This is a genomic window from Inquilinus sp. OTU3971 (assembly GCF_038440215.1).
Genome location: NZ_JASATH010000330.1, coordinates 1 through 4,713, shown reverse-complemented (window position 1 = coordinate 4,713; position 4,713 = coordinate 1). Strand labels below are relative to the sequence as shown.

The window sequence follows — 4,713 nt, the reverse complement described above, 5'->3', positions numbered from 1 at the left end:
CCGCGCCGACATCCGGGTCGTCACCTGGGCGCCGGAGGCCGACCCCGACGGCAGCCTGCAGGCCTTCCTGGCGGCGCGCGACATCCGGGTGCAGCTGGGCCATTCCTCCTGCGACTACGAGACCGCGGCCGAGGCCTTCTCGCGCGGGATCGACGGCGTCACCCACATGTTCAACGCCATGACGGCGCTGCACCACCGCGCCCCCGGCATCGTCGGCGCCGCTTTGGCCCATGCCGAGCATGCCGAGCTGATCCCCGACCTGCTGCACGTCCATCCCGGCGCCATCCGGGCGGCGCTGCGGGCGATCCCGTCGCTCTACGCCGTCACCGACGCCACCGCCGCCTCGGGCATGCCGGACGGCGACTACAGGCTGGGCCGGCACACGGTGCGGAAATGCGGCAATGGCGTGCGGCTGGACGACGGCACCCTGGCCGGCAGCTGCCTGACCATGGACCAGGCCTTCGCCAATTTCGTCGCCATCGGCCTGGCGCCGGAGGAGGCGTCGCGCCGCACCTCGACCCTGGCCGCCGATTATCTCGGCCTGGCCGATCGCGGCCGCCTGGCGCCCGGCGCCTGGGCGGACATCGTCGTTCTCGACGCCGGCCTGCGGGTCATCAGCGTCCATGTCGAAGGAGAGTCGATTGACCTCGATCATGCTTGAGGAGGCGCGCGAGGCCCCGGCCCGCATCGCCGACCTGCTGGCCGCCGACGCGGATCTGGTCCGCGACCTGGCCGCCCGGCTGCGCGCCGCCCGGCCGCGCTTCGCCGTGACCATCGCCCGCGGCAGCTCCGACCACGCCGCGACCTATGCCGCCTATCTGCTGGGCAGCCGGCTGGGTGTCGTCACCGCCTCGCTGCCGCCCTCGCTGGAGACGCTGGGGCATTCCGACCTGGACCTGAAGGGCAGCCTGGCCATCGCCGTGTCGCAATCCGGCCGCAGCCCGGACCTGGTGACGCCGGTGCGCCGCGCCCGCGAGCGCGGCGCGCTGACCGTCGCCGTGCTGAATTCGACCGACAGCCCGGCCGCGCAGGCGGCGGAGATCGTCCTCGACCAGCACGCCGGGCGTGAGCGCGCCGTGGCCGCGACCAAATCCTACATCGCCAGCCTGGTGGTCGCCGCCCGGCTGGTCGCCGAATGGGCCGAGGATGCGGAGCTGCAGGCCGCGCTGCAGCGGCTGCCGGAGGCGCTGGAGGCCGCCGTGCGCAGCGACTGGTCGCCGGCCATCGAGGCGCTGGTGAAGGCCGATCGGATGATGGTCGCCGGCCGCGGCCTGAACTTGGGCGTCGCGCAGGAGAGCGCGCTGAAGTTCAAGGAGACCTGCATCCTGCAGGCCGAGGCGATGAGCGCGGCCGAGATCATGCACGGCCCCAAGGCGCTGGTCGAGGCCGGCTATCCGGTGCTGGCCTACGCGCCGAACGACGGCGGGCGGGACAGCGTGCTGAAGATGGCGGCGGAGTTCCGCGGCCTGGGTGCCAATGTCCTGCTGGCCGGCGCACCGGGGGTGGAGGGGGCGACGCTGCCGCTGCCGCCGCCGCTGCACCCGACGCTGGACCCGATCCTGGCGATCGGCGCCTTCTACCCCTTCGTCGCCGCCCTGTCGGAGGCCCGCGGCCTGTCGCCCGATGCGCCGCGCAACCTGAGCAAGGTGACCGAGACGGTCTGAGCCGATTCGGCACAAATCCGGCCGATCGGCCGGCCGGGATATTTTCCTGATGGAACGGCCCGGCCGACCGATCGAAACGAAACCGGGACGGGCCGAAACGCCGGCTCCGCAACAAACGAATTCACGCCGGGCCTGCAATCGCTTTACCCTCTTGCCCAAAGTGCGGGCATCCGGCCCGCCGGAGTGAAGAGGGAGATTCGCATGAGCAGATTCCGCAGCAGGACGCTGGCCTCGGCCCTGGCCCTGGCCACCGTCTTCGGCGGATCGGCCGCCTGGGCCGACGTCACCATCGGGGCCGCGTTCGTGCTGAGTGGCGGCAACGCGCCCTACGGGCTGCAGGAGCGGCGCGGCGTCGAGGCGGCGGTCGAGGCGATCAACGCCGCCGGCGGGGTCAATGGCGAGAAGATCGTGGTCGAGTTCGGCGACGATGCCGGCGATCCGCGCCAGGCCGTGCAGGTCGCCAACGACATGGTCAACAAGAAAGTGGTCGCGGTCGTCGGCCACACCCTGTCGGGCGCCACGGTCGCCGCCGCCCCGATCTATGACGAGGAGGGCATCATCATGATCACCCCCTCGGCCACCGCGGTGGACCTGACCGAGAAGGGCTACAAGACCGTGTTCCGGACGGTGGTCCGCGACGACCAGCAGGGCAAGGTCGCCGGCGCCTACATCGCCGACAAGTTCAAGGACAAGAAGATCGCCTTCGTCCAGGACTCGACCACCTACGGCAAGGGCCTGGCCGACGCCACCAAGGCGGCGGTCAACGCCGCCGGGGTGAAAGAAACGGCCTATGAGACGATCACGCCGGGCGAGCTCGACTACTCGGCCACGATCTCGAAGCTGAAGTCCCAGAACATCGACGTGGTCTATTACGGCGGCCTGTACAACGAGGCCGGCCTGCTGCTGCGGCAGATGCGCGATCAGGGGCTGCAGGCGCAGTTCATCTCCGGCGACGGCCTCTATGCCCAGGACTTCTGGTCGATCGTCGGCCCGGCCGGCGAGGGCGTGCTGCTGACCATCGACAACCCGCCCGAGACCAACCCGGCGGCGAAGGACGTGGTCGCGGCGCTGAAGGCCAAGAGCATCGACCCGGCCGGCTATACCCTCTACGCCTATGCCGCGGTCCAGGTCTGGGCCGAGGCAGCGAAGAAGGCCAAGTCGAACGATCCGGCGAAGGTGGCGGCGGCGCTGCATGACGGCACCGACTACAAGACCGTGATCGGCGACATCGCCTATGACTCCAAGGGCGACCGCACCAAGTCCGGCTACGCCCTGTTCAAGCGCGTCGGCACGAATGTCGAGCCGGTGAAGTAAGCCTGCGGATCCGATCCAAGCCAGGGGCCGGCCCAGCGCCGGCCCCTTTCTTCATGGCGGCTGCCGCAGCAGCCGCTCGTCGACCAGGAAGTCGACGCCGCGCAGCCAGGCGGCGTCGGTGTCGCCGCGGATCTGGCCCTGGACATGGGCGACGTATTGGCCGCTGCGCAGGTCGGCGACCCAGATGTCCATGGTCGAGATCAGGGTCGAGACCTTGTGGACGGAGGCCAGTACCGCCAGCTCCGCGCCGCTCTCCCGGGCGACGTCCAGCCAGCAGCCGCCGCAGCTGTATCGCGGCGCCGTCGCGGCGACTTTCGCCGCCAGCGGAGCCAGGTCGACCGGCCGGTAGCGGCCGGAGCCTTCCAGCTTGCGGGCCAGCTGTTCGGTGGCCAGGGCGATCCGCGCGTCATGGCCGGGCGACGCGACCTCGCCGCTGGTGTCGGCCAGCTCGAACGGGAACACCGCCGTCGGCGCGGGCGTCTGCGCGGCGGCGGGGCCGGCGATCAGGGCCAGGGTCGGGATCAGCCAGCGCGGCAGCATCACCGGCCTCCATTGCTGCGAGTCCGCCAAGCCTAGGCGCGGAGGCCGGCGACGGAAACGCGACTTACGAAGGAGGCCCCCGGCGGGCAGCCCCTTGCGCTTCGCTGCGCCGGGCCCACATTCGCGGGATGCGACGGCTCCGGACCCGGTTGCTGCCCCTGATCGCGTCCGGCCTCATGCTGGCGGCGATGCCCTCTGCCGCCCAGATCGCCACCCCTCTGATGACCACAGTGCCGGAGCCGCGGCTGGACCCGGCCGAGCTGGACGCCGTGCTGCAGCGGGCGGCGGCGCTGCCGCGGCTGCGGGCGCTGATCATCGCCCAGGACGGCGTGCCGGTGGCGGAGCGCGCCTTCCGCGGCCCGGGGCTGGACCGGCCGGTGAATATCAAGTCGGCGTCGAAATCGATCCTCTCGGCGCTGGTCGGCATCGCCCTCGAGCGCCGGGTCTTCACCGGGCTCGACCAGCCGGTCGCCCCGATCCTGGCCGCAGCGCTGCCGGCGGATCCGGACCCGCTGCTCGGCCAGGTCACCATCGACCATCTGCTGTCGATGCGGGCCGGGCTCGACCGCACCTCGGGCCCGAATTACGGGCGCTGGACCAGCAGCCCGGACTGGGTGCGCTACATCCTGTCCCGGCCCTTCGTCGACCGGCCCGGCGGGCGGATGCTGTATTCGACCGGCGACAGCCACCTGCTGTCGGCGGCCCTGACCCGGCTGACCGGCCGCAGCACCCTGGCGCTGATGCGCGACTGGCTGGGCCGGCCGCTGGGCATCACCATCCCGGACTGGCCGCGCGACCCGCAGGGCATCTATGTCGGCGGCAACGACATGGTGCTGTCGCCCCGCGCCCTGCTGCGCTTCGGCGAGCTGTACCGCCAGGACGGCGTGATCGACGGAAAGCGGGTGCTGCCGGAAGGCTGGGTCGAGGCCTCATGGACGCCACGCACCCGGTCACCCTTCACCGGCCACGCCTATGGCTATGGCTGGTTCATCACCGAGGCGCAGGGCCATCCGGTCTATTACGGCTGGGGCTTCGGCGGGCAGATGGTCTATGTCGTGCCCGATCTCCGCCTGACCGTGGTCATGACCTCGGACCCGACGGCGCGGTCCCGCGACGGCTATCTCGAGCAGCTGCACGGCCTGCTGGCCGACGGCATCGTCCCGGCGGCGGCGCAGCGCCCGGCCGGCTGACGGCA

5 protein-coding genes are annotated in these 4,713 nt (G+C 71.5%); 4 read left to right on the top strand and 1 reads right to left on the bottom strand.

Going from position 1 to position 4,713, the window contains the following annotated elements:
• The 3 genes from AAHM41_RS39010 to AAHM41_RS39000 form a co-directional block, all read left to right on the top strand.
• Positions 1–661, top strand: a 661-nt coding sequence (locus AAHM41_RS39010; protein ID WP_342242025.1) for an amidohydrolase family protein, incomplete at its 5' end; no start/stop codon positions are given.
• Positions 642–1,664, top strand: a complete 1,023-nt coding sequence (locus AAHM41_RS39005) for an SIS domain-containing protein (RefSeq protein ID WP_342242024.1) — start codon at positions 642–644, stop codon at positions 1,662–1,664. The genes AAHM41_RS39010 and AAHM41_RS39005, both read left to right, overlap by 20 nt.
• Positions 1,665–1,865: 201 nt before the next feature.
• Complete coding sequence (locus tag AAHM41_RS39000; protein ID WP_342242023.1) at positions 1,866–2,978, top strand: branched-chain amino acid ABC transporter substrate-binding protein; 1,113 nt, start codon at positions 1,866–1,868, stop codon at positions 2,976–2,978.
• 51 nt (positions 2,979–3,029) lie between these two features.
• Here the strand turns inward: AAHM41_RS39000 and AAHM41_RS38995 are convergent, their stop codons facing one another.
• Entirely contained in the window at positions 3,030–3,518 is a 489-nt protein-coding gene (locus AAHM41_RS38995) for a DUF3280 domain-containing protein (RefSeq protein WP_342242022.1), read from the bottom strand.
• 149 nt (positions 3,519–3,667) lie between these two features.
• On the opposite strand from AAHM41_RS38995, the gene AAHM41_RS38990 reads away from it, so the two are divergent.
• The gene (locus AAHM41_RS38990) at positions 3,668–4,708 is read left to right on the top strand and encodes a serine hydrolase domain-containing protein (RefSeq protein ID WP_342242021.1); all 1,041 of its coding nucleotides are present in this window, start codon (positions 3,668–3,670) and stop codon (positions 4,706–4,708) included.
• Positions 4,709–4,713 lie beyond the last annotated feature (5 nt).